Origin of the sequence: Curtobacterium sp. USHLN213 (assembly GCF_037144815.1) — a bacterium.
In the GTDB taxonomy this organism is placed as follows: domain Bacteria; phylum Actinomycetota; class Actinomycetes; order Actinomycetales; family Microbacteriaceae; genus Curtobacterium.
The window spans coordinates 97,355-122,695 of record NZ_JBBCYQ010000006.1 but is presented as its reverse complement, the minus strand read 5'-3'; the positions used below and the strand labels follow the sequence as shown (position 1 = coordinate 122,695).

General features: G+C 72.6%; 21 protein-coding genes. 13 read left to right on the top strand and 8 right to left on the bottom strand.

Translation table 11 applies throughout. From position 1 onward, the window contains the following. Positions 1-43: 43 nt before the first annotated feature. On the top strand, positions 44-1,522 hold the full coding sequence (locus WFH25_RS10090; protein WP_336697564.1) for an FGGY-family carbohydrate kinase: 1,479 nt from the start codon (positions 44-46) through the stop codon (positions 1,520-1,522). Positions 1,523-1,605: 83 nt separating this feature from the next. Here WFH25_RS10090 and WFH25_RS10085 read toward each other — a convergent pair whose 3' ends face one another. The 4 genes from WFH25_RS10085 to WFH25_RS10070 all read right to left on the bottom strand — a co-directional run bounded on the left by WFH25_RS10085 (position 1,606) and on the right by WFH25_RS10070 (position 6,389). Next, complete coding sequence (locus WFH25_RS10085) at positions 1,606-2,100, bottom strand: ribose-5-phosphate isomerase (RefSeq protein WP_336697563.1); 495 nt, start codon at positions 2,098-2,100, stop codon at positions 1,606-1,608. Further along, positions 2,097-3,839, bottom strand: coding sequence for a dihydroxyacetone kinase family protein (locus tag WFH25_RS10080; protein WP_336697562.1), 1,743 nt, complete (start codon positions 3,837-3,839; stop codon positions 2,097-2,099). The genes WFH25_RS10085 and WFH25_RS10080 overlap by 4 nt, the downstream gene beginning before the upstream one ends. A gap of 71 nt (positions 3,840-3,910) precedes the next feature. Then, positions 3,911-5,224, bottom strand: coding sequence for an RbtT/DalT/CsbX family MFS transporter (locus tag WFH25_RS10075; RefSeq protein WP_336697561.1), 1,314 nt, complete (start codon positions 5,222-5,224; stop codon positions 3,911-3,913). Positions 5,225-5,252: 28 nt separating this feature from the next. Continuing rightward, positions 5,253-6,389: a zinc-binding dehydrogenase gene (locus tag WFH25_RS10070; protein ID WP_336697560.1), complete on the bottom strand. Its 1,137-nt coding sequence runs from the start codon at positions 6,387-6,389 to the stop codon at positions 5,253-5,255. A gap of 105 nt (positions 6,390-6,494) precedes the next feature. On the opposite strand from WFH25_RS10070, the gene WFH25_RS10065 reads away from it, so the two are divergent. Together WFH25_RS10065 and WFH25_RS10060 are read left to right on the top strand one after the other, a co-directional pair. After that, entirely contained in the window at positions 6,495-7,301 is an 807-nt protein-coding gene (locus WFH25_RS10065) for a GolD/DthD family dehydrogenase (RefSeq protein ID WP_336697559.1), read from the top strand. 25 nt (positions 7,302-7,326) lie between these two features. Further along, a complete protein-coding gene (locus WFH25_RS10060) occupies positions 7,327-8,289 on the top strand; it encodes a sugar-binding transcriptional regulator (protein ID WP_070418254.1) in 963 nt (320 codons plus the stop codon). A gap of 72 nt (positions 8,290-8,361) precedes the next feature. Here WFH25_RS10060 and WFH25_RS10055 read toward each other — a convergent pair whose 3' ends face one another. Then, entirely contained in the window at positions 8,362-8,886 is a 525-nt protein-coding gene (locus WFH25_RS10055; protein WP_336697558.1) for a DinB family protein, read from the bottom strand. 189 nt (positions 8,887-9,075) lie between these two features. Between WFH25_RS10055 and WFH25_RS10050 the strand changes: the two genes are divergently transcribed. Continuing rightward, positions 9,076-10,596, top strand: coding sequence for an MFS transporter (locus WFH25_RS10050; protein WP_336697557.1), 1,521 nt, complete (start codon positions 9,076-9,078; stop codon positions 10,594-10,596). Between the two features lie 249 nt (positions 10,597-10,845). On the opposite strand, the gene WFH25_RS10045 is transcribed toward WFH25_RS10050, so the two are convergent. Further along, positions 10,846-11,868, bottom strand: coding sequence for a GTP-binding protein (locus WFH25_RS10045; protein ID WP_336697556.1), 1,023 nt, complete (start codon positions 11,866-11,868; stop codon positions 10,846-10,848). 61 nt (positions 11,869-11,929) lie between these two features. Between WFH25_RS10045 and ykgO the strand changes: the two genes are divergently transcribed. Then, complete coding sequence (ykgO, locus tag WFH25_RS10040) at positions 11,930-12,052, top strand: type B 50S ribosomal protein L36 (protein WP_022905672.1); 123 nt, start codon at positions 11,930-11,932, stop codon at positions 12,050-12,052. 28 nt (positions 12,053-12,080) lie between these two features. Continuing rightward, positions 12,081-12,737 carry a histidine phosphatase family protein gene (locus WFH25_RS10035; RefSeq protein ID WP_071302701.1) on the top strand — a complete coding sequence of 219 codons (657 nt, stop codon included), beginning with the start codon at positions 12,081-12,083 and terminating at the stop codon, positions 12,735-12,737. A 162-nt stretch (positions 12,738-12,899) separates the two neighbouring features. Here the strand turns inward: WFH25_RS10035 and WFH25_RS10030 are convergent, their stop codons facing one another. After that, positions 12,900-14,642, bottom strand: a complete 1,743-nt coding sequence (locus tag WFH25_RS10030; RefSeq protein ID WP_071294593.1) for a glycerol-3-phosphate dehydrogenase/oxidase — start codon at positions 14,640-14,642, stop codon at positions 12,900-12,902. Positions 14,643-14,822: 180 nt separating this feature from the next. On the opposite strand from WFH25_RS10030, the gene WFH25_RS10025 reads away from it, so the two are divergent. From WFH25_RS10025 to ald, 4 genes are all read left to right on the top strand, one after another. Then, positions 14,823-15,785, top strand: a complete 963-nt coding sequence (locus WFH25_RS10025) for a sugar-binding transcriptional regulator (RefSeq protein ID WP_022905765.1) — start codon at positions 14,823-14,825, stop codon at positions 15,783-15,785. Between the two features lie 49 nt (positions 15,786-15,834). Then, positions 15,835-16,821 carry an AraC family transcriptional regulator gene (locus tag WFH25_RS10020; RefSeq protein ID WP_336697555.1) on the top strand — a complete coding sequence of 329 codons (987 nt, stop codon included), beginning with the start codon at positions 15,835-15,837 and terminating at the stop codon, positions 16,819-16,821. Between the two features lie 9 nt (positions 16,822-16,830). Next, a complete protein-coding gene (locus tag WFH25_RS10015) occupies positions 16,831-18,219 on the top strand; it encodes an FAD-binding oxidoreductase (RefSeq protein ID WP_309780129.1) in 1,389 nt (462 codons plus the stop codon). A 120-nt stretch (positions 18,220-18,339) separates the two neighbouring features. After that, complete coding sequence (gene ald, locus WFH25_RS10010) at positions 18,340-19,440, top strand: alanine dehydrogenase (RefSeq protein WP_336697554.1); 1,101 nt, start codon at positions 18,340-18,342, stop codon at positions 19,438-19,440. A gap of 206 nt (positions 19,441-19,646) precedes the next feature. Here the strand turns inward: ald and WFH25_RS10005 are convergent, their stop codons facing one another. Continuing rightward, positions 19,647-20,450 (bottom strand): tryptophan-rich sensory protein, encoded by an 804-nt coding sequence (locus WFH25_RS10005; protein ID WP_070418264.1) that lies wholly within the window; start codon positions 20,448-20,450, stop codon positions 19,647-19,649. 189 nt (positions 20,451-20,639) lie between these two features. Here WFH25_RS10005 and WFH25_RS10000 point away from each other — a divergent pair, with 189 nt between their 5' ends. The 3 genes from WFH25_RS10000 (at position 20,640) to WFH25_RS09990 (ending at position 25,307) form a co-directional block, all read left to right on the top strand. After that, the gene (locus WFH25_RS10000) at positions 20,640-21,623 is read left to right on the top strand and encodes a magnesium and cobalt transport protein CorA (protein WP_070418265.1); all 984 of its coding nucleotides are present in this window, start codon (positions 20,640-20,642) and stop codon (positions 21,621-21,623) included. Between the two features lie 106 nt (positions 21,624-21,729). Continuing rightward, the gene (locus tag WFH25_RS09995) at positions 21,730-23,916 is read left to right on the top strand and encodes an alpha-galactosidase (RefSeq protein ID WP_336697553.1); all 2,187 of its coding nucleotides are present in this window, start codon (positions 21,730-21,732) and stop codon (positions 23,914-23,916) included. 98 nt (positions 23,917-24,014) lie between these two features. Next, positions 24,015-25,307 carry a chloride channel protein gene (locus WFH25_RS09990; RefSeq protein ID WP_336697552.1) on the top strand — a complete coding sequence of 431 codons (1,293 nt, stop codon included), beginning with the start codon at positions 24,015-24,017 and terminating at the stop codon, positions 25,305-25,307. The last annotated feature ends 34 nt before the right edge of the window (positions 25,308-25,341 follow it).

Genomic DNA, 25,341 nt, shown 5'->3' with positions numbered 1-25,341 from the left:
TCGGGGGCGACCGACGCGGGTCGGTGGCGGCGAAGGAGGCGGCATGCGGGCGGTGCTCGGTCTGGACATCGGGACGTCGAGCACGAAGGCGCTGCTCACGCGGTTCGACGGCACCGTGATCGCCGAGGTCGGACGACGGCACGAGGTCGACCGGCCGGAGCAGGGGCTCGTCGAGATGGACGCCGCGGTGTGGTGGGACGAGTTCACCGCCCTGACCCGTGAGCTGCTCGAGCGGGTGCCGGACGCCGAGGTCGAGGCCGTCGGCGTGAGCGGCATCGGCCCGTGCGTGCTCCTCACCGACGACGACGGGGAACCGCTGCGGCCCGCGATCCTGTACGGCGTCGACACCCGGACGGCCGAGATGCTCCCCGCCGTGACGGCAGAGCTCGGCGGCGAGGAGGCGATCCGTTCCCGGTGCGGCTCCGCCCTCAGCACGCAGGCGGCCGGGGTCAAGCTCGCCTGGGTCGCCCGGCACGAACCCGACGTGTGGGCGCGTGCGGCGCGGTTCACGATGCCGTCGTCACGCGTGGTGGAGCTGCTGACGGGGGAGTACGTCCTCGACCACCACTCGGCGAGCCAGTGCACACCGCTCTACGACGTGCGCGAGGACACGTGGATCGACGCGTGGTGCGAACGGCTCGCGCCGGGGCTCGCCATGCCGCGACTGGTCTGGTCGGGTGACCGGGCCGGCACCGTGACGGCCGCGGCGGCTGCGGCCACGGGCCTCCCGGTCGGCATCCCCGTGACGGCCGGGACCATCGACGCGTGGGCCGAGGGCGTGAGCGTCGGTGCCGCCGTGCCCGGGCGGATGTTCCTGCAGTACGGCACGACGATGTTCATGATCGCGCCGACCGACGAGCCGGTCTCGGTGCCCGGGATGTGGACCACCGTCGGGACCCGTCCGGGGCAGCCGAGCGTCGCCGGTGGGATGGCGACCTCCGGGGCGATCACCGACTGGCTCCGGCGGCTCGTCGACGGCGAGTGGTCGACGATGCTCGAGGAGGCCCGCTGCGCCGGCATCGGGGCGAACGGCCTGCTGATGCTGCCGTACTTCGCGGGCGAGCGGACCCCGATCGCGGACCCGGACGCACGCGGGGTGATCGCGGGCCTCACGGTGCGGCACACCCGCGGTGACCTGTACCGGGCGACGCTCGAGGCGACGGCCTACGCGGTGCGGCACAACGTCGAGGTGCTGCGCGAGGCCGGGGTCGAGGTCCACGAGCTCGTCGGCGCCGGCGGCGGACTGCTCGGACGGCTCTGGCCGACGATCGTCTCGGACGTCACCGGGCTGCCGCAGACGGTCCCGAGCGTGACGATCGGTGCGTGCTACGGGTCGGCGTTCCTCGCGGCCGGGCTCGTCGAGGACGTGGACGTCACCGCGTGGAACCCGCCGGCCGCGCGCATCGAGCCCGATCCCGCGGCGACGGCGGCGTACGAGCCGGGCTACCGCGACTACCGCGAGCTGTACGAGGCGACGAGGGCCGTCGTGCACCGGTTGGCGGCGCGCGGTCGCACGCACTGACGAACCACGAATCCGACATCGAACCAGGCTCGGCGGCCGGTTCGATGTCGGATTCGTGGTTCGGAGCGCCCTACGCGAGCGCCCTACGCGGAAGCGGACGCGGACGCGTCCACGCCCGCCGGCGCGCTGCCGTCGTACTCGCAGATCGCCGCGACCTTCGACGCGCTCGCGGACGAGCGGTCGAACTCGTAGCCGAGCCACTCCTTCGCCATGCGCCGGGCGACCTCGACGCCGACGACGCGCTGGCCCATGCAGAGGACCTGGGCGTCGTTCGACAGGATCGAGCGCTCGACGCTGAACGAGTCGTGCGCGGTGACGGCCCGGATGCCGGGGACCTTGTTCGCGCTGATCGCGACGCCGAGTCCGGTGCCGCAGATCAGGATCGCCCGGTCCGCCTCGCCGTTCGCGACGAGCCGTGCGGCGTCGACGGCGACGTGCGGGTAGGCGGTGTGCCCGTCCGCGTCGACCCCCACGTCCACCACGGACTCCACCCGCGGATCGGCGAGCAGGTCGGCCTTGATGATCTCCTTGTAGTCGAACCCTGCGTCGTCCGAACCGACCACGAGACGGTACGTCATGCGTGTGTCCCTTCCTTGTCTGCTGCACGGGTGGCGAGGACCTCGCCGACCCGCGTGAGGATCATCCCCATCGAGGTGGCACCCGCGTCGGGTGTCCCCAGGCTCTTCTCCGCCAGCGGCCGGGCACGCCCGACCTTCGGCTTGAGGTCTGCGGTCGCAGCGGCTTCCGTGACCGCGACCTGCGCGGCAGCCTGCCACGCCTCGGTGAGCGGCGTGCCAGCCTCGACGCCGCTCCGCAGCTCGTCGACGAACGGGAGCAGCGCGTCGAGCAGCGTCTTGTCCCCGCGGGACGCTCCGCCGAGGTGCACGATCGAGTCCGCGAACGCCTGCGCCGCCTCGACGACGTCGGACGCCTCGTACGCGGAGCGGTCGTCGCGGAGCGACCGGCCGAACGCCTCGAGCGCCGCACCCCACAGGACCCCGGAGGTGCCGCCCGCGAACTCGGCCCACGCGTCACCGGCGCGTCCGAGGACGAAGGCGACCCCTGCCTCCTGGCCCGCCCGGTCGACCGCCTTGCGGGCCGCACCGATCCCCTTCACCATGCCGCGTCCGTGGTCGCCGTCCCCGGCGACCGCGTCGATGCGGCCGAGCTCCTCCTCGTGCTCCCGCAGGAGCGCGTCGATCGCCTCGATCGCGGCGCGCGCCGTCTGCGCGGCCTGCCTGGAGGCGCCACTCGCGTCCGGCACGACCGTCGCCTCGTCCTCGGCTGCGTCCACGGCGTCGGCCGGCACGAGCGCCGCGACCGGCGCCGCCACCTTGCGGTACGCGGGCGTGTACGCGTCGGCCCTCCACAGCGTCTCGAGCTCGTCGTCGAGCCACTGCAGGGTGAGCGAGCAGCCGCCCATGTCGAGGCTCGTGACGAGTTCACCGACCTCGGGTTCGACGACCTCGATCCCGGCGTCCTGCAGGAGCGGGAGCACACGGCCCCAGAGCAGGAAGAGCTCCTCGTACTTGGTGTCGCCGAGACCGTTCAGGATCGGCGCGACCCGGGTGCCGGCGGCGTCCGGGCGGTCCGCGAGCAGCCGCTCGACGAGGAGCGACGCGAGTTCGGTCGCACGGAGGAGCGGGACGTCCTCGATGCCCGGCTCGCCGTGGATGCCGAGCCCGAGGCCGAGGTGGCCCTCGGGGACGGTGAACAGCGGCTCGGTCGCGCCGGGCATCGTGCAGCCGGAGAACGCGACGCCGATGGTGCGCGTCGCCCGGTTGGACGCGGTGCCGATGCGCTCGACCTCGTCGAGGTCGGCTCCGGCGGCCGCCGCGGCACCCATGGCCTTGAAGACCGAGAAGTCACCGGCGATGCCGCGGCGCTTCGAAGCCTCTTCGGCGCTGGCGATGTCGTCGGTGACGACCACGATGCGGGTGTCGATGCCCTCGGCGTTCAGCCGCTCGGCCGCGAGCCCGAAGTTCATCGTGTCGCCGGCGTAGTTGCCGAACGACAGCACGACGCCCTTCCCCTGGTCCGCCGCCTTGGCGACCGAGTAGACCTGCGCCGTGGACGGCGAGGTGAAGATGTTGCCGACGACGGCCCCGGTGGCGAACCCCGGCCCGACCACGCCGCAGAACGCGGGGTAGTGGCCGGAACCGCCGCCGACGACGACCGCGACCTGCGGCTCGGCGCCCTCGGTCGGCAGGGCGACGACGCCGCCGTGGACGCCGCGGACCCGGTCGGCGTAGAGGGCGAGCCAGCCCGCGAGCTGGTCCTCGGCGAACTCCTCCGGGTCGTCGTGGATCGTGGTCATGGTGCTTGTCCTTCGCATCGAGTGGGGGTGGTGCACCGGGCGACGGCGGGACGGCCGCCGTCGCCCGGGGTTCAGTGTCCTCGGTCTCCCTGCGGGACCTTGAGGAAGTGGATCATCACGAACGCGCAGGCGTACAGGCCGACGAACGTCCAGGTCACGGCCTGGCCGCCACCGCCCAGGGCGAGCACCGCGGCGACGACGCCCGTGCCGAGGAACGCGGCTCCGCCGGCGGCGGTGGTGTACATCGCCATCGCGGCACCCTTGTGCTCGGGGGCGAGCGCCGGCATGATCGCGCCCATCGGGACGAAGCCCGCGAGCAGGCAGCCGAACACGCAGCCGGCGACGACGGAGAGCACGTAGCCCCAGTCGGACCCGGCGGGGACGAGCTGCGGGACGTACCACCAGGCGATGAGCCCGAGCGCGGACCCGACGATGCCGAACCACTTGACGGTGCGCTGCCAGCCGATCTTGTCGCCGACCCAGCCGAACAGGGCGTTCACGAGGATGTTCGTCGCGTAGACGCACACCGTCATGAGCAGCCACCGGCTCTGGCCCCAACCGCGCTCGTTCGCGATCACCGCCGGGAGGATGACGAACATGCCGAACTCCGGCGCGGTGTTGATCAGACGGACGAGGAAGCCCATCAGGATCTTCGGTCGCGTGGCCGTCAGGCGGATGCCGCTCGTCAGCACGCGCCAGGCGCTCTCGCCCCCCGGCGCGATACGGGAGAACCCGTTCGGCAGGCGCACCCCGAACAGCAGGATGAGGAACCCGATCACGACGAGGCCGATCGAGGCGATCATCGCGCCGGTCTCACCGGCCGTGCCACCGCCGAACACCGGGATGGCGCCGATCGCGAAGAGCGAGCCGAGCGTGGGCAGGCCGCCGGTGAAGGCGACGTAGAACCAGCCGACGGCCGAGCCGTTGCGCTCCACGGGCGTCGTGATGTTCACCCAGACCAGGAACGCGAAGGCGAACAGCGGGTACCCGAAGCCGCGGATGGCGTAGGCGACGGCGGCGAACGGCACGCTGCCGAGTCCGAGGGCGATGAGGAACAGGACCTCGAACACGACCCAGACGGCGAACCCGAGGATCATCACCCGTCGCGGACCGATCAGGTCGGCGAGGGCGCCGGAGACGTAGCTCCCCACCAGGGCGGCGAGGCTGTAGAACGTGACGATCGTCGCGACCGTGGCCTCGGGGGAGCCGAGGACCGCGACCATGTGCGGCGTGATGAAGTTCGACTCGACGCCGTTGCCGGTCATGAAGACCAGGACGGCGAGGAAGCCGAGGGCGAGCGGGCGGGGGATGCCCATCTTGTCGAGCCGGCCCTCGGTGCGGGGCATCGTCGGCGCACCGGTGGCGCGCTGTGTCGTCGTTGACATGCTTGCTGACTCCTGTGGTGGCTGCGGCTCAGGCCTGCAGGGACGGGATGATCGAGACCTTGACGCTCGCGCCCGCGGAGTCGCCGACGAGGTCGAGGGCCTCCTGGAAGCGCTCGAGCGGGAACTGGTGCGTGCAGATCTCCGACATCGGCAGGGTCTCGGCCTCGAGCAGCTTGATCGCCGCCGGCCAGGTGTGCGGGCCGAGGTGGGCACCGCGGACGTCGAGCTCCTTGTCGTCCGAGATGATCGACCAGTCGACGGACACGTTGTCCTTGAAGACCGAGTACTCGACGAACGTGCCGAGCTTGCGGAGCAGGTTGAGTCCCTGCGGGACCGCGGACGGGTGCCCGGTCGCCTCGATGTAGACGTCGGCGCCGTACCCGTCGGTGAGTTCCTTGACCCGGGCGACCGCGTCGTCCTGGGCGATGTTGATCGTGATGTCGGCACCGACCTTGCGGGCGAGTTCGAGCTTGTCCTCGACGACGTCGAGCGCCACGATCCGCAGCGGGTTCTTCTGGCGGGCACCGGCGATCGCGGAGAGCCCGATCGGCCCGGCGCCCGCGATCACCACCGTGTCGCCGAACTTGATGTCGCCCCGCTCGACGGCGTGGAACGCGCACGAGAGCGGTTCGGCGAACGCGGCGACCTGCCCGGGGAGAGCGCTCGACACCGGGTGGGTCAGGGCCTTCGCCGGCACCAGGACGTACTCGGCCATCGCGCCGTCGAAGCCCTTGAAGCCGAACATGTCGTGCACGTTGCACATCCAGTACGCGCCCTCGAGGCAGTAGCGGCACTCCCAGCACGGCACGATCTGCTCGCAGGCGATCCGGTCACCCACGGACACCCCGCGCTTGGTGAGGGCCGCGTCGTCACCGGCGACGATCGTGCCGACGAACTCGTGTCCGGGGATCCGGTCCTTCTCGGCCCAGGCGGGGCGGTTCTCGTCGCCCCAGAACTTCGCGGCGCCGTGGTAGCACTTCAGGTCGCTCGCGCAGATGCCGACGGCGTCGGTGCGGAGCAGGAGTTCGCCGGGTCCGGGGGTCGGGACGGGGCGGGTCTCGAGGCGGTAGTCCTCGGGACCGTGGACCACGACGGCGCGCATCGTGGTCGGGATCTCGGTGGGCGTCGCGGCCGTGGTGGTCGCGTTCTCGGTCGTCGTCGACATGAGCTGCTCCTTCGTCGGGGTGCTTCGGCGACGACTGTACACCCCGCGGAACGTTTGTCCAGAACACAATTTCTGGCACGGTCGGCGCAACGCAAGGGAGCGAACATGACCACCGACTTCGCCGCAGCCCTCCGACCGGGCCCGGACACGATCGACCTGACGAACGACTTCAGCGGCCGCACGGCGGTGGTCACGGGCGGGGCGTCCGGCATCGGCAACGCGATCGCCGTTGCCCTCGCGTCCCGCGGCGCTCGGGTCGCCATCGTCGACGTGCGGGCGGACGGCGCAGCAGCCGCCGCGGCAGCGCTGCCGACCGCCGGCGAACCGGTCCACCTCGGCCTCGGCTGCGACGTCACGGACGAGACGTCGGTGGCCCGCGCGGTCGCCGCCGTCACCGGTGCCGCCGGCCGGATCGACGTCCTCGTGAACTGTGCCGGCGTCGCGCTGCTCGCCCCCGCCGAGGACCTCGAGCCCGGCGCCTGGGCCACGACCATCGACGTCAACCTCACCGGCACCTACCGGGTCGCCCAGGCCGTCGGGCGCCACATGCTCGCCGCCGGGTACGGCCGGATCGTGAACATCGCCTCGCAGGCAGCGCACGTCGGCATCGACGGCCACGCGGCGTACTGCGCGTCGAAGGCCGGCGTCATCGGGCTCACCCGCGTGCTCGCGCTCGAGTGGGGAGGACGCGGCGTCACCGTCAACACCGTGTCGCCGACCGTCGTGCTGACCGACCTCGGCCGCGGGGCGTGGGCGAACGAGAAGGGTGTGCGCCACCAGGACGAGATCCCCACCGGACGGTTCGCGACACCCGACGAGATCGCCGCCGCCGTCCTGTTCCTCGCCGGGGAGTCGAGCGCCATGGTGAACGGCGCCGACCTCCGCGTGGACGGCGGGTTCACGATCCGCTGACGCGTGCCAGGGCTACGATCGCCCCATGTCCGCCGAGAACCCCGCCGCCGAGGGTGCCCGGACCCGCTTCCCGCTCGACACCGTCTACCAGGCCGCGCGGATGTACTACCTCGAGGACGCCACCCAGGTGGAGATCGCCTCGCGCCTCGGGGTGTCCCGTCCGACGGTCAGCCGGCTCGTCGCCGAGGCACGGAAGGCCGGCCTGGTCCGGATCGAGGTCGTCGACCCGTTCCAGGACGAGACCGTCGCGCTCGCCGAGCGGCTGCAGGTGGTGCTCGGACTCCGTGCCGTGCACCTCGCCGCCGTGACGCACACCGCCACGCTCGGCGCCGACCTCGCCGCCCCGCTCGCCGCCGCGGTCGAGGGGATGGGGCTCGTGCCGGGCGACGCCGTGCTCATGTCGTCGGGTCGGACGGTGTACGACGTCGCACACGCCGGCATGCCGCAGCTGCCGGGCGTGCAGCTCGTCCCGACGGTCGGCGGGCAGGCCGACCCGATGCCGTGGTTCCAGACGAACGAGATCACCCGCGCCGCCGCCGAGCACTCCGGCGCGATCCCGGCGTTCCTGTTCGCGCAGGCCCTGCCGTCACCGGCGATGCGGTCCTCGCTGGACGAGGACCCCGCGTTCCAGCACGTCGTCGGCCTGTGGGGTCGGGCGAAGGGCGCCATCCTTGGCATCGGCGCGCCGACCCCGACCCGGGACGCACTCGCGCGGGGTGTCCCGGTCGAGGACGCCGTCTTCGACCAGGCGGCGGGCGACGTCTGCCTCAACTTCTACGCCGCGGACGGCTCGGCGATCGAGTTCCCGGGCAGCGACCGGATGGTGCGCACCTCCCGCGAGGTCCTCTCCGCCGTCCCGCACGCGATCGGCGTCGCGGTCGGTGCCGCGAAGGTGTCGAGCATCGTCGGCGCCGTCCGCGGGCGACTCGTCAACGAGCTGGTCACCGACGCGGCCACGGCGCGCGCCCTGCTGGACGCGCTCGCCTGAGCGGTCCCCACCTGTGGGCCCGGAGGCGCGGTGCGGGCCCGCACCGCGCCTCCAGGCCGTCGGGCGGTACGTCTACTGCGTGCGCCGCACGTCCCACAGGTGGTGCACCGGGTCGTGGGCGTAGTAGGTGGCGAGCGTGGCGACGGTGAACGCGCTGCCGTCGGACCGGAGGCCGGTGCGTCCCAGCTGGTCCTCCCGGACGTCGTCGAAGGCCCGGGCAGCACGGTGCGCCGCCTCCCCGAGCTCCCGCACGACGGTGGCGGGGTCCTGCTCGCCGTAGCGGTCCTCGACGGCCGTGGCGTCCTGGTCCCAGTTCGGGAAGGTCGGGGCGTCCTCGGTGAGCATGAGCGTCAGCCGCTCCGCCATCTTCCGGTGGACGTCACGCACGTGCGCGGCGTACTCGAGCGGCGACCAGGTGTGGTCGTCGGGGCGGTCGCGCACGTCCGCACGGTCGAGGACCGCCGGCCACGCCGAGGTGTTCGCGTCGATGATCCCCGGGACGTCGCGGATCGTGACCGCACTGCCGTCGTAGCCGCACTCGGGGCACGCGGACTCGATGACCCACGTCCAGTTCTTCGTCTCGGGTTCGATCGCCATGAGTGGATGTTATGTGCTCGTTACCGTCCGTCCCGATCCGCGTGCCCGAGGCGATCGGCGCTGACCCCCGTTCGGGTGACACGCCGGTTCCTGTGAATCACCGGCCAATGACATTTCGGTTGCTCGGTAACGTCGTCCGCTGTTCCCGGGCCGGTACCCGTCGGCCCGCCGATCCTCGAGGAGAGATGCATGGGCTCCGATCCCAGCAGTACCCCCACCCGACCGCACCGACGCCTGCGCGAGAGCGACGTCACCGTGGTCGACAAGAGCATGATGCGCCGTGCCGTCAGCGGCATGGTCGTCGGCAACACCATGGAGTGGTACGACGTCGGCGTCTACGGCTACCTGGCCGTCACGATGGGGAAGGTCTTCCTCCCCACGGCCGAACCCTCGGTCCAGATCCTGTTCAGCCTCGGTGTCTTCGCGGCGACGTACATCGCCCGGCCGCTCGGCGGCATCGTGTTCGGTCGTCTCGGCGACCGCATCGGGCGGCAGAAGGTCCTCGCGACGACGCTCATCATGATGGCGGCGTCCACGTTCCTCATCGGGGCGCTGCCCGCCTACGCCACGATCGGGGTGTTCGCGCCGATCGTCCTCGTCGTGCTCAAGCTCGCGCAGGGCTTCTCGACCGGCGGTGAGTACGCCGGCGCGACGACGTTCGTGACCGAGTACGCGCCGGACCGCCGCCGCGGCTTCTTCGCCAGCATCCTCGACTTCGGCAGCTACCTGGGCTTCGCGCTCGGGGCCACCGTCGTGTCGGTGCTGCAGCTCACCCTGGGCGAGGAGGCGATGACCGCCTACGGCTGGCGCTTCCCGTTCCTCGCCGCCGGGGTGATCGGCGTCGTCGCGATCTACTTCCGCCTGCGCATCGAGGAGTCGCCGGTGTTCCAGGCCACCCAGGCCGCGCAGGAGGCCGCGTCCGAGACCCGTGCCTCGCTGTCCGGGGAGCGCCCGGCGAACGTGTTCGTCATGGTCCGCGACCACTGGCGCCCGATCGTCATCGCCGTGATGCTCGTCGCCGCGTCGAACACCGTCGGGTACGCGCTGACCTCGTACATGCCGACGTACCTCACCGACTCGCTCGGCTACTCGGCGCTCGACGGCACGCTGCTCACCATCCCGGTGCTCGTGCTGCTCGCGGTGATGCTCCCGCTCACGGGCAAGCTGTCCGACAGGCTCGGCCGTCGCGTCGTGATGTGGATCGGTGCCGCGACCACCGTCGTGCTCGTCGTGCCGGCGTTCCTGCTGATCGGGCACGGCGCGCAGTGGTCGACGCTCGCCGGGCTCGGGCTCCTCGCGCTCATGACGGCGCTGTGGGTCTCGAACCAGGCGGCCTCGCTGCCGGCGCTGTTCCCGACGTCGACCCGGTACGGCGGCATGGGGTTCGCCTACAACATCGCGATCGCGGTGTTCGGCGGGACGACGCCTCTCATCGTGCAGGCCCTGCTCACAGCGACGGGCGACGAGCTCGCGCCGGCGTACTTCCTGATGGCGATGAGCGTCGTCGGGGCGATCGGGGTGTTCTGCATGAAGGAGTCCTCGCGGCGCCCGCTGCCGGGGTCGATGCCGGCGGTGGAGACCGCTGAGGAAGCCCGCGAGCTCGTCCTCACGCAGGACACGAACCCGAACCTCGACCTGGGGGACCTGCCGTTCGCCGCCGAGGACGCTGCCCGCCGTGCGCGCGAGCGGGAGATGAGCGCGGTGCGCTGACGTGGCCCGCTGACGCGACCACGGACGGGAGGCGCGGTGCGGGTCCGACCCGCGCCGCGCCTCCCGTGCGTGCGTCTGTCTGTGCGCATGGTGCGACGTTCCACCAGTCGATCGACGCGTGTCTCGTCGGAAGATGCGCATGCACCTGATGCCTGCGCATGGTGCGACGTTCCACCAGTCGATCGACGCGTGTCTCGTCGGAAGATGCGCGCGCACTGACCGAGCGCGCACCCGCACCCGCCGCGGGCGTCACTCGCGCCGGTGCTCCTCCGACGGGTCGAGCGCCGGCCACACCGGGAACGGGTCGGCCCAGGTGCGCCACACCTCCGGCCCCGCGAGCAGCTCGACCGAGGTGAGGAGCGCCCCGTCCAGCGCCCGCTCGATCGCCGGCACGTCCAACCGCTCGCCGACGAACCAGAGCGCCTGCCCGATCGGCGCGTCCGCGTCCCACGACGGGTTCGCGGTCGGGTCGAGTGCCAGCATCGCCCCGAGGCTCGACCACGACCCGACGTGGTCCGGCCGGGAGGCGAGCCGGAAGAACCCCCGGGACCGCAGCACCCGGCCGTTCCGCCCCGCGGCCAGCTCCCGTTCGATCACCGACGCCAGGCGGCCGGGGTGGAACGGCAGCGGCTCCCGGTAGCGCAGCGCGACCAGGCCGTCCCGCGGGTCCCGTCCGCCCGAGCCCGAGAGCGCCCGCATCCACCCCGCTCCCTGGGCGAGGACCCGCGCCGCCCCGCCGTTCGACGCGGGCAGGTCGGCCGCGCTCCGGATCGCCGAGAGCGCCACGACGACCGCCTGCGGGGCCAACCGGTGGAGCAGCGCGAGCAGTCCGCGGCGGCGCTCCAGCGGCACCGGGCCGACCCGGTCGAGGACGATCACCGTGGCGTACTCGACGAGCGACGCCACGCGGTCGGCCGCGACGAACGCGTCGTCGACCTCGGACCAGAGCAGGTGCGCCACGTCGTCGGCGCGCAGCACGCTCACCACGTGGCGGAGCACCCGGTCGTCGCCGGTCTCCGCGCGTGCGGCGTTGGCGAGCATCATCCCCACCGCACGCGTGTCGGCACCCGGCGGGAGCGTGACGACGAGTCCGTGGTCGGCATCCGGGCCGCAGACGCGATCGAGGTGCTCGGCCCGGTCGGCGACGGCTCGGACCGCGGCGACGGCGTTCGCGGGCGCGTGCATCCGGTGACCGGTCGCGAGCCGGACGGCCACGCGGTCGGCGTCGACGTCGTGCAGGGCGGAGACGAGGGTGATGGCGGCGGGACGCATGTCGGCTAATGTACATGATCATCGTTCTCAACAATGAGGACACCGACGGAGGAGGTCGCTCGTGAAGGTCCGCAACTCGCTCAAGGCGCTCAAGAAGATCCCGGGGTCGCAGGTGGTCCGCCGCCGCGGCCGTGTCTACGTCATCAACAAGCAGAACCCCCGGTGGAACACCCGGCAGGGGTGACGTCACCGGCGTTCCGTAGGGTGGCTCCATGCGACTGCTGCTCATCCGCCACGGCCAGACCCCAGCGAACGTGAACGGCGTGCTCGACGCCGTCGTCCCCGGACCGGGCCTGACCGAACTCGGGCAGCAGCAGGCCGACGCCCTGCCGGCAGCGCTCGCCGACCGGGGGATCGAGCGGCTGTTCGTCTCGACGATGGTCCGCACGCAGATCACCGCGGCGCCCCTCGCCACGTCGCTCGGCCTCGAGCCGGTGGTGCTGCCGGGCCTCCGCGAGATCGAGGCCGGCGACACCCAGGGCAAGCGCGACCAGGTGTCCGTGCAGACGTACATCTCGACCGTGCACGGCTGGTCGCTCGGGGACCGCACCACCCGGATGCCCGGTGCCGAGAGCGGCGTCGAGTTCTTCGCGCGCTACGACGACGCGGTCCGGCAGATCCTCGAGACCGGCGTCGACGTGGCGGCCGCGGTCAGCCACGGAGCGGCCATCCGGACGTGGGCGAGTGCCGCGGCCGACAACACGCCGGACCACTTCGGCACGAAGCGCCACCTCGAGAACACCGGGATCGTCGAGCTCGAGGGGTCGTTCGACGACGGCTGGCGCCTCGTCGACTGGGAGGGCGAGCCCGTCGGCGGCGAGCAGCTCATCGACCGGACGGCGCAGGACCCGACCGGCGAGCGGTTCTGACGCGACCAGCAGACAGACGGGAGGCGGGGGGGGGGCGGGGGGCCCGCCCCCCCCCCCCGCCCCCCCCCCCCCCCCCGGCGCTGGCGCCCCGCCCCCACCCCCCCCGCGGGGGGGGGGGCGCCCCCCCCCCCCCCCCGCGCCTCCAGTCCGAAGCGACGACCGTTACGCGAGCTGCGAGGCGGACGTCAGCGGCACGATCACCCGGTGCGCTTCGCGCAGGACGTCGAGCGTCTGCTGGACCTCGTCCGCACGCTCCTCGGGCGTCCAGCCGAGCGACCCGGCGAGCACGTCGGCCAGCTCGTCGAGCAGGTCGATCGTGACGCCGCCCACGAACGCGAGGTTCGTGCGGCGCAGCACCACGTCGACCAGGTGCACGGCCTGCTCGTGCTCCGCGAAGTACGCGACCTCGGCGCGGGTCAGCGCCGGGTCCGACTCGAGGGGCTCGACCGGTCCGTCGACCAGGACGTCGACGACCTCGGCGGCACGGGTGCCGTAGCGCTCGAGCAGCCCCTCGACGACGGATGCGTCGAGACCGTCGCGGTGCGACTTGATCCACAGGGCGCGCTGGGCGTCCGTGGTCGGGAAGTCCTTGCCGCCGCCGATCGCCATGCCGGTCGTGTCGACCGTCCGGGTGATGCCGAGCTTCGTCGTGACGTCGGTGGAGAGGTGCGCGGCGAGGGCGCGGAACGTGGTCCACTTGCCGCCGACGAGCGACAGCACCGTGGTCCGCGGCAGCCCGGCGATCGGGGTGTCCACGATCCGGTAGTCACGCGAGACGAAGCCGGGGGCGGTGTCCTCGTGACGGGGGAGCGGGCGGATGCCGGAGTAGCTGTAGACGATGTGGTCGCGGGTGAGCGCGATCTGCGGGAAGACGTGCTCCACCAGGCCGAAGAAGTAGTCGATCTCCTCGTCGGTGGTGGTGACGGGCTTCGCCGGGTCGGCGTCGATGTCGGTCGTGCCGATGAGCACCCGGCCCTTGAGCGGGTAGATGAGCACGATGCGGCCGTCGTTGTTCTCGAAGAAGAGCTCGCGGCCCTTCGTCGCCTCGAGCAGCTCGGGGTTGTCGACGACGATGTGGGAGCCCTTCGTGCCGCCCATGAACTTCGTCTCGCCGCCGAACGCCTGGTTCGTGAGGTCGGTCCAGGGGCCGGACGCGTTCACGACGACGTCCGCTGTGAAGACGAACTCCTCGCCGGTCTCACGGTCGCGGAGCAGGACGCCACCGTCGCGGGTCCCGGCGGCCTCGACGTAGTTCACCGCACGGGCGGTCGACGCCGAGCCCTCGCCCGTCCCCGCGGCGAGGCCGTCCTTGAGCACGTCGAGCGCGAGGCGCTCCGGCTCGTGCACCGAGGCGTCGTAGTAGGTGCCCGTGTACTTGAGGTCCTTGTTGAGCGCCGGCATGTCCGCGAGCGCGGCCTTCTTCGTGAGGAAGCGGTGCTTCGGGACCGAACCGCCGTCGCGCGAGAAGGAGTCGTAGATCGTCATGCCGATCTTGATGAGCGCGGCACCGCGCTCCTTCGTCGAGCGCTGCTTGTGCGTGAGCATCCGCAGCGGGGCGTTCATGATGCCCGAGAAGGTCGAGAAGATCGGCATCGTGGTCTGCAGCGGCTTGACGTAGTGCGGGGCGATGCGGATGAGGCCGTTGCGCTCCTGCACGCTCTCGCGGACGAGGCGGAACTCGCCGTTCTCGAGGTACCGGATGCCGCCGTGGATCATGTGGCTCGACGCGGCGGACGCGCCCGAGGCGTAGTCGCCGCGCTCGACGAGGGCCACGTCGACCCCCTGCAGGGCGAGGTCGCGGAAGGTGGCGATGCCGTTGATGCCGCCACCGACCACGAGGACCTGTGCGTTCGGGCGCTCCGTGAGCGCGTTCACCGTGTTCCGGGGCTGCGTCTTCTTCGACATTGCTGCGTCGCTTCCTTCGTGGGTTCCGTGGTGGTTCGACATCGATCGTGCGCCTCCGTGAGAAGGCGGGCAACTCGCGTGCACGAACGTGCAGCACACGTGTCCGGACGGGGCGATCGAGGGTCGGGAGGCACGACAGGGGTTGCAGAGGCCGTGCACGTCCGTGCATGCTCGGTTCCCATGAGTGACGCAGCGCAGCCCATGCGCACGCAGCAGGCGCTGCGCGCCGCGCATCTGTACTACCTGCAGGACCTGACGATGGACGCGATCGCCGACGAGCTCGGCACCTCGCGGTCGTCGGTCTCCCGCCTGCTGAAGTACGCGCGGGACACCGGACTCGTCGACATCCAGATCCGCTCGCCCCTCGACCAGGCCGCGGCGCTCAGCCGGAGCATCCGATCGCGCTTCGGGGTGCACGCACACGTCGTGCCGGTGCCGGACCACACGAGCGACGTCGACCGACTCGAACGCGTCGCCCTGTCCGCTGCGCGCATCCTGACGCAGTACGTCGAGTCGAACATGGTGATCGGGATCTCGTGGGGCTCGACCGTCAGCGCGGTGAGCCGCTACCTCGTGCCGAAGACCACGCACGGCTCCACGGTGGTGCAGATCAACGGCGCCGCGAACACCCGGACGACGGGCATCGTCTACGCGTCCGAGATCCTGCGGCGGTTCGGCGAGGCGTACGGCGCGTTCGTGCAGCAGTTCCCGGTCCCGGCGTTCTTCGACGACCCGGCCACGAAGCAGGCGCTCTTCCGGGAGCGTTCGATCCGCCGGGTACTCGACCTGCACGAGCGGATGGACCTCGTCGTCTTCGGTGTCGGAGCACCCCAGGCCCCGGTGCCCTCGCACGTGTACTCCGGCGGGTACCTCGACCCGTCCGACCGCGACGAGCTGACCAAGGCCCAGGTCGTCGGTGACGTCTCGACGGTGTTCTACCGCGCGGACGGCTCGTGGAAGGACATCGGGGTGAACGCCCGAGCCGGGGCTCCGGACCTCGACACGATCAAGCGTGCGCCGCGCCGGGTCTGCGTCGTGGCCGGACGCTCGAAGGCCGCGTCGCTGAAGGGTGCCCTCGCCGCCGGGTTGATCACCGACCTCATCCTCGACGAGAGCGTCGGGCAGGCGATCCTGCAGCCCTGACCCCGGGGTTCGGTCCCGATTGTCGGTGGTGCCCCGTAGGTTCTCGACCATGGTTGCCACGATGGACACCCGCCACTCCAGTGGCGCCTGCAGCGTCGGGGACACGCGGTACTCGCGGCGGATCGCGGGCACCGACGTCGACCAGGCGCTCGCCTTCTTCACCGGGGACTACGACTTCCGCTCGCCCGCGGTCCGGCGGACCCACCGCGACACCCGCTGGGACTTCGCCGGCGTGGGCGACGAGCTGTTGTCGCTCCGGTCCTCGCGCTTCCTGGTCGACCTGCGGAGCGACAGCCGGGTCGACGACGCGTTCCTGATCGCCTGGATGCGCAGCGGGTCGAGCACGATCACGTACGGCGGCACGAGCGTCGAGCTCGAACCGGGCGTCCCGGTCGTGCTGCCCTTCGCCGACACGTACGAGCTGCACCACCGCGACATCGGCCTCAACCTCGTGCACCTCGACGCGGGCTTCCTCCGCTCGGTCGTCGGTGAGGACGACTTCGCGTTCGAAGCGCTCCGCCGCCCGACCGCCGACGGCATGCGGGCGTGGCAGTCGGTCGTGCGGGCGTACTCGTCGACCTGGCTGGACGTCGGGCACGAGCTCACCGCGGTCGCCCGGCGTGACATCGCCGAGGCGTTCGCCACCGCGGCGGTCGCGGCCTTCCCCGAGCGGAGCCGCTGGCGCACGACGGTCACCGGCAGCGGGCCCGAGCACGAGCGGGTCCGCCGTGCGCTCGAGTACGTCCACGAGCACGCGCGCGACGCGATCGGGACGCCGGAGATCGCCGCGGCGGCGGGGCTCAGCCCGCGCGGCCTGCAGCAGTCCCTCCGCCGACACCTCGACCAGACGCCGGGCGACCTGCTCCGCGGCGTTCGGCTCGACGGTGCCCGTGCCGACCTGCTGCGCGGCGACCGTGACGACACCTCGGTCGCCGACATCGCCCGGGCGTGGGGCTTCGGGCACCTCGGGCGCTTCTCGGCCACGTACCGGGCACGGTTCGGGGAACTGCCGAGCGAGTCCCTCCGCGCTCGGTAGCGTGGCGGGATGGACACCGTCGTCACCGCCCTCCGTTCCGCGCTCGCCGACCCGGACGGCGTGGTCGTCCGGACGGAGCGCGGTGTGCTCGACGCGGCACGGACGGACAAGTCCGGCTGGATCGCCCCGGGTGGGCCCGTCGCCGTGGTCGAGGCCCGGACGGTCGAGCACGTGCAGGCGACCCTCCGGACGTGCTCCGGGCTCGGCGTCCCGGTCGTCCCGCGTGGCGCGGGCACCGGGCTCGCGGGCGGGGCGAACGGCACCGAGGGCACCGTCGTCCTGAGCGTGGCGCGCATGGACCGCATCGTCTCGGTCTCGACGGAGGACGAGTACGCGGTGGTGGAGCCCGGCGTGCTGAACGGCGACCTGAACGCGGCCGTCGCCGAACACGGCCTGCGGTTCGCGCCGGACCCGGCGAGTGCGGCCATCGCGAGCGTCGGCGGGAACATCGCCACGAACGCCGGCGGCCTGCGGTGCGTGAAGTACGGCGTCACCAGAGAAGCGGTGCTCGGCCTCGACGTCGTGCTCGCGGACGGGCGGCTCGTCGCCACCGGGCACCGCACCGTCAAGGGCGTCACCGGCCTCGACCTCACGGCGCTGCTCGTCGGGTCGGAGGGCACGCTCGGGGTGATCGTCGGCGCGACCGTCCGGCTCGTGCCGATCCCGGCGGGGGAGCCGGCCACCCTCGGTGCCGTCTACCCGACCGTCGAGGCCGCCGCCCGCGCCGCGGCGTCCGTCGTCGCCGGGGCGGAGCGTCCGTCGACAGTCGAGCTGCTCGACGCCGCCGCACTCGAGGGGATCGCGGCCCACCTCGGGCCGCAGGTGATCGCCGAGACGGTGGGGAGCACCGCGGCGGGCGGGGTATTCCTCCTCGTGGAGTACGACGGGCCGGGTGCGACGGAGGCGGCGCTGGGAGCCGTGCCGCGCCTCCAGGCCGAGGGCGGGACCGTGCACCTGGCCGGGTCGGCGGCGGAACGCGACCGCCTGCTGACGATCCGCCGGTCGTTCCACCCCGCCATGGAGGCGCGTGGTCGGGTCCTCATCGAGGACGTCGCGGTGCCGCGCAGTCGGCTCGCCGAGATGTTCGCGCGCGTCGAGGCCATCGGGCAGCAGTACGGCATCGCGATCCCCACCGTCGCGCACGCCGGGGACGGCAACCTGCACCCGAACTTCGTGTTCGAGGGCGACGAGGTGCCGCAGCACGTGTGGGACGCGGCCGACGCGATGTTCCGGGCGGCGATCGAGCTCGGCGGGACGCTGACGGGGGAGCACGGCGTGGGGGTGCTCAAGCGGCGGTGGATCGGCGACGAGCTCGGCGACGACGTGCTCGAGCTGCAGCGGGGGATCCGACGGGTGTTCGACCCCGCGGGGATCCTCAACCCGGGCAAGGTGTTCTGACGCCGAATCTCGGCACACGGAACTGGGCCACATTGCTCAGATGTTCGGCCGAAACAGTCCTGTAACGAACCTCGGCGCATCGTGGGTGTCGAACGCGCACCGCCCACGAAGGAGTCAGTGATGCTGATCGGCGTCCCCACCGAAGTCAAGAACAACGAGTTCCGCGTCGCCGCGACACCCGCCGGTGTCGCCGAGCTGGCGCTGCACGGACACGAGGTGCTCGTGCAGTCCGGAGCCGGTGACGGGTCGTCCTTCCCGGACGCCGAGTACGCCGCGGCCGGGGCCACCATCGTCCCGACGGCCGCCGAGGTGTGGGCGCGCGCCGAGATGATCCTGAAGGTCAAGGAGCCGGTCGCCGCCGAGTACGCCTCGATCCGACCAGGGCAGGTCCTGTTCACCTACCTGCACCTCGCCGCGGACCGGCCGCTGACCGACGCGCTGGTCGAGTCCGGGGCGACGGCCATCGCGTACGAGACCGTGCAGCTGCCGGACCGGTCGCTGCCCCTGCTGTCGCCGATGTCCGAGATCGCCGGGCGGTTGTCGGCGCAGGTCGGCGCGAACCACCTGATGCGGGCGAACGGCGGGCGCGGGCTCCTGCTCGGCGGCGTGCCCGGCACCCCGAAGGGCCGCGTCGTCGTGATCGGCGGCGGGGTCGCGGGCGAGCACGCGGCGACGATGGCGCTCGGTCTCGGCGCCGAGGTCACCGTGTTCGACATCAGCCTGCCGCGCCTGCGTGCGCTGGACGCCCGGTTCGACGGACGCATCACGACGCTGCGGTCCTCGGCGCACGCGATCGCCTCGGCCCTGCGCGAGGCCGACCTCGTCATCGGGTCGGTGCTGATCCCCGGGGCCTCGGCGCCGAAGCTCGTGACCGACGCCATGGTGGCGGACATGCAGCCCGGGTCGGTGCTCGTCGACATCGCGATCGACCAGGGCGGGTGCTTCGAGGGATCGCACCCGACCACCCACGACGACCCGACGTTCGCCGTGCACGACACCGTCTTCTACTGCGTGGCGAACATGCCGGGAGCGGTGCCGCGCACCTCGACGATCTCGCTGACGAACGCGACGCTGCCCTACGCCGTGGCGATCGCGAACCAGGGGTGGGAGGCGGCGACCGCTGCCGACCCGGCCCTGGCGCTCGGGGTGAACGTGCACGCGGGCCAGGTCGTGAACGTCGCCGTGGCGGCGGCGCACGGCCTGGCGGCCGCCGCGCGCTGAGCGCGGCCGCGCGCCGCGCCGCGGCGCGGGCGCGCGCGGCCGCACGCCGTCCCGCGAAAGCGACAGATTCCCGCCGGATGCCGGCGGGAATCTGTCGCTTTCGCGGGCTAGACGGTGCCGGATGCGTGGGCGGTGTCGCTTTGCCGCCACCAAGCGCGGCGAGGCGCCGCCAGCGCGGCCGCCAGCGCGGCCGCCAGCGCCGCCGCTCAGGCGGCCGCGACGCGCGCCGGCGCAGCCGCGCCGCGCCACCCCGCGCGAGCCCGCACCACGAGCGTCACGACGACCGCCGCAGCCGCGGCCACCACCGCCGCGACGGCGGTCGGCGTCGACACGAGCGGCCCGTCGAGCCGAGCGACCGCGACCCACGCCAACCCCCACGCGAGCGACGCCGTCGGCGCCAGGCGCCCCCGGCCCCACACCGCGAGGAGCACCCCGACGAGCCCGGCCACGAGCGCGATCACCACGCCCCAGACGTCCAGCGACAGCCCGAAGCCCCGGAAGCCCGCGGCCGTCAGCACCGCGGCCGTGTTCGCCGCCGTCGCGACGCACACCCACCCCAGGTAGAGCCCGAACGTGCCGTCGGTGACGATCGCCTCGACGATCCCGGAGGGCCCCGACCGCCGCAGCAGCACGAACGTCCACACCAGCACGGCGAGCAGCGCGACGATGATCGGCTCGCTCAGCCACAGGAACCCGAACTGCACGCTCAGGATCCACGCCGCGTTGAGCAGGAGCGAGAGCACCGCAGGCACGGTCAGCCGCGCGTGCCGGTCGTCGTCGGCGGTGCGGAAGCACTGGCGGATCGCGTAGGCGAGCAGCCCGACGTAGATGACGCTCCAGATCGAGAACGCCGGCCCGTCCGGCGCGATCGCCGTCGACGAGGCCGACAGTGCTCCGCCGGCAGCGTCCTGGATCGGCGTCCCGCCAGCGGCTCCCGAGCCGACGAACGCGCCGACCACCGCGACGACCGCGCTCACCGCGACTGCGATCCGCTTCCAGATCCTCTTCATGTCAGCCCCTTTCGTCAGCATGCTGATGACCTGCACCGTAGGCGCGTGGCCGGGCCCGGCGCGCAGCGCACGTCCAGCAGACGGGGGACGGGCCGGACTGGAGGCGCGGTGCGGGCCCGACCCGCGCCTCCTGGCCCGCACGTCGGTCGCGTCCGACCCCCGCACGCTCGCCCTGCGTACGGTGGTGACGTGTCTGTCGAACTGAACACCGTCTACGTCGACCGGATCGCCCCGATCCCGAGTCCCTCGCTCGACGACACCTTCCGCATGCTCGAGGATCAGGGAGCGAGCGCGTGCATCGTGCTGCACCAGCCCGACGCCGAGGAGCTCGGCGACGTCGCGGTCGCCCTCGGCCTGCACGAACTCGCGGTCGAGGACTCCGCCGAGGGGCACCAGCGCCCGAAGCTCGAGCGCTACGGCTCGACGCTCTTCGTCGTCCTCAAGCCCGCGCTGTACAACGACCAGCAGGAGGAGGTCGCGTTCGGCGAGGTGCACGCCTTCGTCGGGGAGGACTTCTTCCTCGTCGTCGTGAAGGCCGACCCCCGTGGCAAGCAGACCGTCCCGCGGGCACTCCAACGGATGAGCGGCAAACCGGGACTCGTGACCGTGGGCCCGCAGGCGCAGCTCTGGGCGCTGATGGACTCGATCGTCGACGGGTACGTGCCGGTGATCGACGGCCTCGAGGAGGACATCAACCAGATCGAGGACCAGCTCTTCGCGGGCGAGGCCGGGGTCTCCCGTCGCATCTACGAGCTGTTCGGCGAGGTCGTGGACTTCCAGCGCGCGGCCCGACCGCTCATCCACATCATCGAGAACCTGCACCGCGGGGCGGAAAAGTACCACCTCCCGGTGGAGATGCAGCGCCGGTTCCGCGACGTGCTCGACCACGCGATCCGCACGGTGGAGCGCCTGGACACCTTCCGGCAGCTGCTGCAGAACGCGCTGACGGTCGACTCGACCCTCGCGGCGCAGAAGCAGAACGACGACACGAAGAAGATCTCGGGCTGGGCGGCGATCCTCTTCGCCCCGACGCTCATCGCGGCGATCTACGGCATGAACTTCACGCACATGCCCGAGCTCTCCTGGACGTGGGGGTACCCGCTGGCGATCGTCGCGATGGTGGCGTTCGCCGCGGTCCTGTGGGTGGTGTTCAAGGTCAAGCGCTGGTTCTGACCCGGATCCGTGTGCATCCGCACACGCCGTGCGCGCGTCGACTTGCTGGGAGCGCTCCCAGAGCGCAAGACTCGTCGAGCCGTCATCGTCGCCGACTGGAGCACTCATGCCGCACGACCTCGTCCACCTGACCGCCGGGGGCGTCTCCCTCGTCCTCGACTGCCGCGACCGAGCCCTGCCCGCGGTGGTGCACTGGGGCGCGGCGCTCGGTCCGCTCGACGACGCGGAGCTGGCCGCCCTGGCCGAGGCGGACGTGGCACCGGTCGCGCCGAACGAGGCGGACGTGCCGGTCCGGTTGGCGATCCTGCCCGAGCCGCACCGGGGGTGGACCGGGCGACCGGGGCTGTCCGGGCACCGGGACGGCCGCGACTGGTCCCCGGCGTTCACGGTCACCGAGCTCGAGGTGACCGGCGCCGCCGACACCGCCGGCGCCGCCGACGCCGCGGGCCCCCGCACCCGCACCGCGGGCACCCCCGCCCCCGCCACCGCCACCGTCACCGCCCACGCCGTGGACGCCACCGCCGGCCTCGCCCTCCGCCTCACCGTCGAGATGCTCCCCTCCGGCCTCGTCCGCACCCGCGCCGCCGTCACCAACACGGCCGCCGGCACCTACGCCGTCGACGACCTCACCCTGGCCCTCCCGGTCCCGTCGCACGCCCGCGAGGTCCTCGACTTCGCCGGCCGCTGGGGCAAGGAACGCACCCCGCAGCGCCGCGAGCTCGTCGTCGGCACCCACGAGCGCGAGGGCCGGAAGGGCCGGACGGGCGCCGACGCCGCCACGGTCCTGAGCGTCGGCGTCCCCGGGTTCGGCTTCGCCCACGGCGAGGTCTGGGGCGTGCACACGGCGTGGAGCGGCAACCACCGGCACCTCGCGGAACGCCTCGCCACCGGCCGCCAGGTCGTCGGGGGCGGCGAACTCCTGCTCCCCGGCGAGGTGCGCCTCGGCACCGGGGACAGCTACGAGGGGCCGTGGGTGTACGCCGCGTACGGGGACGGCCTCGACGACCAGGCCCGCCGCTTCCACCGGTGGCTCCGCAGCCGCCCGCAGCACCCGAGGACGCCACGCCCGGTGACGCTCAACGTCTGGGAGGCGGTCTACTTCGACCACGACCTCGCCCGGCTGACCGACCTCGCCGAGCGCGCCGCGCGGCTCGGGGTCGAGCGGTACGTGCTCGACGACGGGTGGTTCCGGCACCGTCGCGACGACCACGCTGGCCTCGGCGACTGGTACGTGGACGAGGACGTCTGGCCGGACGGCCTCGGTCCGATCGTCGACCGGGTGCGGGCGCTCGGCATGCAGTTCGGGCTGTGGTTCGAGCCCGAGATGGTCAACGAGGACAGCGACCTCGCCCGAGCCCACCCGGAGTGGATCCTGCAGGCGGACGGTCGCCTGCCGGTCCGGTCCCGGGACCAGCAGGCGCTGAACCTCGCGATCCCCGAGGCGTTCGCGTACCTGCTCGAGCGGATGACCGCGATCATCGGCGAGTACGGCGTCGACTACGTCAAGTGGGACCACAACCGCGACCTCGTCGAGGCGGGCCACCCCGGCGGCGGCGCAGCGGTCCACGAGCAGACCCTGGCGGCGTACCGGCTCATGGCGACGCTGAAGGAGCGGTTCCCGGCACTCGAGATCGAGTCGTGCTCGTCGGGTGGTGCCCGCGTCGACCTCGGCGTGATCGAGCACACCGACCGCGTCTGGGTGTCGGACGACATCGATCCGCTCGAGCGGCAGCAGATGCACCGGTGGACGCAGCAGCTCCTGCCCCCGGAGCTGCTCGGCTCCCACGTCGCGAGCGGCCGGAACCACACGACCGGCCGGGTGCACGACCTGGCGTTCCGTGCCGGGACCGCGATCGTCGGGCACTTCGGCATCGAGTGGGACCTCGCGCAGGCGACGGACGCCGAGGAGACGGCGCTCGCCGAGTGGATCGCGCTCCACAAGGAGTGGCGGGGCTTGCTGCACGGCGGCGACCTCGTGCGCGTCGACGAGGTCGACGAGACCCGGCTCGTGTCCGGCACGGTCGCCGCCGACAAGCGGCAGGCGCTGTTCTTCTTCGTCAGCACCGGCCGGTCCGAGGTGTCGGGTACCGGCCGCGTCACCTTCCGCGACCTCGACCCGGACACCGCGTACCGGGTCGACCCGGTCGTGGTCGGCGACGGGCACGGCATCGTGCCGCCGCCGTGGTGGTCGGGGGACCGGGTGTTCCGTGGGCGCGCGCTCGAGACGGTCGGCCTGCAGCCGCCGCTCGTACCGGCCGACTGCGTGGTGCCGTACCGGCTCACGGCCGTCTGACGGCAGCGGGTGCGGCCACCGCCCAGGAGGCGCGGCTCGGCCCGGCAGCGTCCGCCCGGTCGCGGGGGCGGTGCCGACGTGCCGCTAGGCTTCCGGTCATGCCGCACCCTGGACACGCGACACGTGCGACCCCGGTCTGGGCACTCAAGCTCGCGGTCGTCACCGGACTGGTGGGGGTGGCAGGCGGCATCGCCGGCATCTCGGTGTGGCTCGCGCTGCAGCTCATCCAGTTCGTCGCGTTCGGGTACCCGTTCGGCGGTCACCTCGAGGCCGCAGACGCACCGAGTGCCCTGAACCGCTTCCTCGCCCTCGTCGCCGCCGGCCTCCTGACCGGCGTCGCCTGGTGGGCGCTCCGACGCTGGGGCCGCCCGGTCGTCTCCGTGCCCGCGGCCGTCGGCGGGAAGCGGATGCCCGCCTTCGCGACGGTGGCGAACGCGGGCGTGCAGATCCTGGCCGTGGGGCTCGGCGCCTCGATCGGCAAGGAAGTGGCTCCGCGCGAGATCGGGGCGTGGCTGTCCCAGCTCGTGACCGCACGGGCCGGGCTCACCGCTCGCGAGACGAAGATCCTCGTCGCCTGCGGTGCCGCCGCCGGCCTCGCCGCGGTCTACGACGTCCCGCTCGGGGGCGCCCTGTTCGCGGTCGAGGTGCTGCTCGGCGAGCTCACCTTCGCGACCGCGCTGCCGGCCTTCGCGACGAGCGCGGTCGCGGCGTTCGTGGCACGCCTCGTGATCCCGGACGAGGTGCTCTACCACGTGCCGGCGATGCACCTCTCGCCGTCGCTGCTCGTCTGGGCGGTGATCGTCGGGCCCGTCCTCGGGTTCGCGGGCGTCGGCTTCGTGAAGCTCACGAACCGGCTGCAGGGCCTCGCGCCGAAGGGGTGGCGGCTCATCGTCGTGCTGCCGGTCGTCTTCGCCATGGTCGGACTCATCGCCGTGCCCTTCCCCGAGATCCTCGGCAACGGGCGGGCGCTCGGTGTCCTCGCGATGAACGCCTCGCTCGAGGACGGCTCCGTCGCCGGGCTCTCGCCGATCCTGTTCCTGCTCGCGCTCGGGGTCATCCGCACGATCACGACCTCGGCCACGATCGGTGCGGGGGCCGTCGGCGGCACGCTCACCCCGTCGATCGCGATCGGCTCCGCGGTCGGCGGCGGACTCGGTGGCCTCTGGCTGCTGCTCTGGCCGACCGACGGGCCGAGCCTCACGGCGTTCGCGTTCATCGGCGCCGCGGCCTTCCTCGCGACGACGATGCGGGCGCCCTTCACGGCCCTCGTGCTCGTCGTCGAGTTCACCCAGCAGGGGACCGACATCCTCATCCCCTCGCTCCTGGCGGTGTCCGGGTCGGTCGCCGTCGGCTACGTGCTCGCCCGCCGACGCAGCGCGCAGATGGTGTGAACACTTCGTCACGATCCGGCACACCCGACGGGCC

What these genes read in the sequence shown, in the direction of transcription:
- WFH25_RS10060 (WP_070418254.1), top strand. Translation starts at nt 7,327, where the DNA reads ATGTCCGCCGAGAACCCCGCCGCCGAGGGTGCCCGGACCCGCTTCCCG.
- WFH25_RS10055 (WP_336697558.1), bottom strand. Translation starts at nt 8,886, where the DNA reads ATGGCGATCGAACCCGAGACGAAGAACTGGACGTGGGTCATCGAGTCC.
- WFH25_RS10080 (WP_336697562.1), bottom strand. Translation starts at nt 3,839, where the DNA reads ATGACCACGATCCACGACGACCCGGAGGAGTTCGCCGAGGACCAGCTC.
- WFH25_RS10050 (WP_336697557.1), top strand. Translation starts at nt 9,076, where the DNA reads ATGGGCTCCGATCCCAGCAGTACCCCCACCCGACCGCACCGACGCCTG.
- WFH25_RS10045 (WP_336697556.1), bottom strand. Translation starts at nt 11,868, where the DNA reads ATGCGTCCCGCCGCCATCACCCTCGTCTCCGCCCTGCACGACGTCGAC.
- WFH25_RS10025 (WP_022905765.1), top strand. Translation starts at nt 14,823, where the DNA reads ATGAGTGACGCAGCGCAGCCCATGCGCACGCAGCAGGCGCTGCGCGCC.
- WFH25_RS10005 (WP_070418264.1), bottom strand. Translation starts at nt 20,450, where the DNA reads ATGAAGAGGATCTGGAAGCGGATCGCAGTCGCGGTGAGCGCGGTCGTC.
- WFH25_RS10090 (WP_336697564.1), top strand. Translation starts at nt 44, where the DNA reads ATGCGGGCGGTGCTCGGTCTGGACATCGGGACGTCGAGCACGAAGGCG.
- ald (WP_336697554.1), top strand. Translation starts at nt 18,340, where the DNA reads ATGCTGATCGGCGTCCCCACCGAAGTCAAGAACAACGAGTTCCGCGTC.
- WFH25_RS10070 (WP_336697560.1), bottom strand. Translation starts at nt 6,389, where the DNA reads ATGTCGACGACGACCGAGAACGCGACCACCACGGCCGCGACGCCCACC.
- WFH25_RS09990 (WP_336697552.1), top strand. Translation starts at nt 24,015, where the DNA reads ATGCCGCACCCTGGACACGCGACACGTGCGACCCCGGTCTGGGCACTC.
- WFH25_RS10030 (WP_071294593.1), bottom strand. Translation starts at nt 14,642, where the DNA reads ATGTCGAAGAAGACGCAGCCCCGGAACACGGTGAACGCGCTCACGGAG.
- WFH25_RS10075 (WP_336697561.1), bottom strand. Translation starts at nt 5,224, where the DNA reads ATGTCAACGACGACACAGCGCGCCACCGGTGCGCCGACGATGCCCCGC.
- WFH25_RS09995 (WP_336697553.1), top strand. Translation starts at nt 21,730, where the DNA reads ATGCCGCACGACCTCGTCCACCTGACCGCCGGGGGCGTCTCCCTCGTC.
- WFH25_RS10015 (WP_309780129.1), top strand. Translation starts at nt 16,831, where the DNA reads ATGGACACCGTCGTCACCGCCCTCCGTTCCGCGCTCGCCGACCCGGAC.
- WFH25_RS10065 (WP_336697559.1), top strand. Translation starts at nt 6,495, where the DNA reads ATGACCACCGACTTCGCCGCAGCCCTCCGACCGGGCCCGGACACGATC.
- WFH25_RS10035 (WP_071302701.1), top strand. Translation starts at nt 12,081, where the DNA reads ATGCGACTGCTGCTCATCCGCCACGGCCAGACCCCAGCGAACGTGAAC.
- WFH25_RS10020 (WP_336697555.1), top strand. Translation starts at nt 15,835, where the DNA reads ATGGTTGCCACGATGGACACCCGCCACTCCAGTGGCGCCTGCAGCGTC.
- WFH25_RS10085 (WP_336697563.1), bottom strand. Translation starts at nt 2,100, where the DNA reads ATGACGTACCGTCTCGTGGTCGGTTCGGACGACGCAGGGTTCGACTAC.